This window comes from Pseudomonas sp. P4_C1, from assembly GCF_056402155.1.
In genome coordinates, this window is record NZ_JBFUHY010000163.1 from 1 (window position 1) to 1,361 (window position 1,361).

The window sequence follows — 1,361 nt, forward strand, 5'->3', positions numbered from 1 at the left end:
CTAATGAAATGGCTACCCCCGCCGCCCCCTGTGATCGACCACTAAGCTTTCACAGGGGGCTTATCGGAGATCATTGCCATGAGCAAAGTAGCTATTGCCGCCATCGATCTGGGAAAACACACCTTTCATCTACATGCACAGGATGATCGTGGTCACGAGCTGTACCGCAAAAAATTCAATCGGGTAGCGCTCATGCAGCACCTGATGAACCTTGAGCCCTGCACTGTCGTGATGGAGGCCTGCGGCGGCGCCCACTTCATGGCGCAGGAGGCCGCCAAGTTAGGGCATACGCCCAGGCTCATTGCTCCACATCTCGTGCGTCCCTACGTGAAAAGCAACAAGAATGACTTCGCCGATGCCGAGGCGATCTGCGAAGCMGCGACTCGTCCGTCAATGCGTTTTGTGCCGGTAAAAACTCAGGCCCAACAAGTGCTAGCCATGCTGAACTCCACCCGAGACTCGTTCATCAAGGATCGCACCGCCACCGTCAATCGGATTCACGCCGCGCTTCTGGAAGTCGGCGTGAGCCTGGCCCCGGGCTTCAAGTCGATCAACGCGCTACCGGAGCTGCTTGAGGCGAGTTCAATTTCTGAGCCGTACAAAAAAAATCTGATGAGACTGTATCGACACTTCAAGCATGTGGAGGAGGAGATCAAGTCGCTGGATAAGGACGTGGAATGCCAGGCCGCTGAAGATGATCTGGCGACTCGCTTGATGACTCTGCCCTGTGTCGGCYCGATCACCTCCACCGTCCTGGCTGCCGAGCTGGGCGATGGCAAGCAGTTCAAATGYGGCCGAGGCTATGCMGCTTCCATCGGRYTGGTCCCCAAGCAGCATTCCACGGGCGGCAAGTCCGTCCTGCTGGGCATCAGTAAGCGCGGTGATCGCAACCAGCGACGCCTGCTCGTCCAGTGCGCTCGTGTTTACTTGATACARCTGGAGCGACAGAAAGGCGCTTTGGCGGACTGGGTCCGCCGGTTACTGGCGTCGGGACATCACTCCAATCTCGTGGTTTGTGCGCTGGCCAACAAACTGGCAAGAATCGCCTGGGCGATAGCGGCMCACCACACTGAATTCGATGCGGGGCCAGCCGCGATGAACRCCTGACCCCGCTGTCACCCAAGCACCACCCACCTGGTTTTGCGATGCTGGATAACTGATGACATGAACGGCCAACCGGCCTGACGACAACCCTGGGCTCTCACACGGCTGCAAGGCCGTTCCCCTAATTAGGGTCGTTGGGCATCGATTCTCATCGAGGCGCGGGGGCCACAACCCCAACTCAGACGCCGGATAGATGAAAGCAAGCCAAACACGACATCAACAACAGTATTGCAGAAAAGGGGGTAACCATAGATGTG

General features: G+C 57.5%; 1 protein-coding gene. It reads left to right on the top strand.

Going from position 1 to position 1,361, the window contains the following annotated elements:
• Positions 1-78: 78 nt before the first annotated feature.
• Entirely contained in the window at positions 79-1,107 is a 1,029-nt protein-coding gene (locus AC1DU9_RS29785) for an IS110 family RNA-guided transposase (protein ID WP_477786924.1), read from the top strand.
• Positions 1,108-1,361 lie beyond the last annotated feature (254 nt).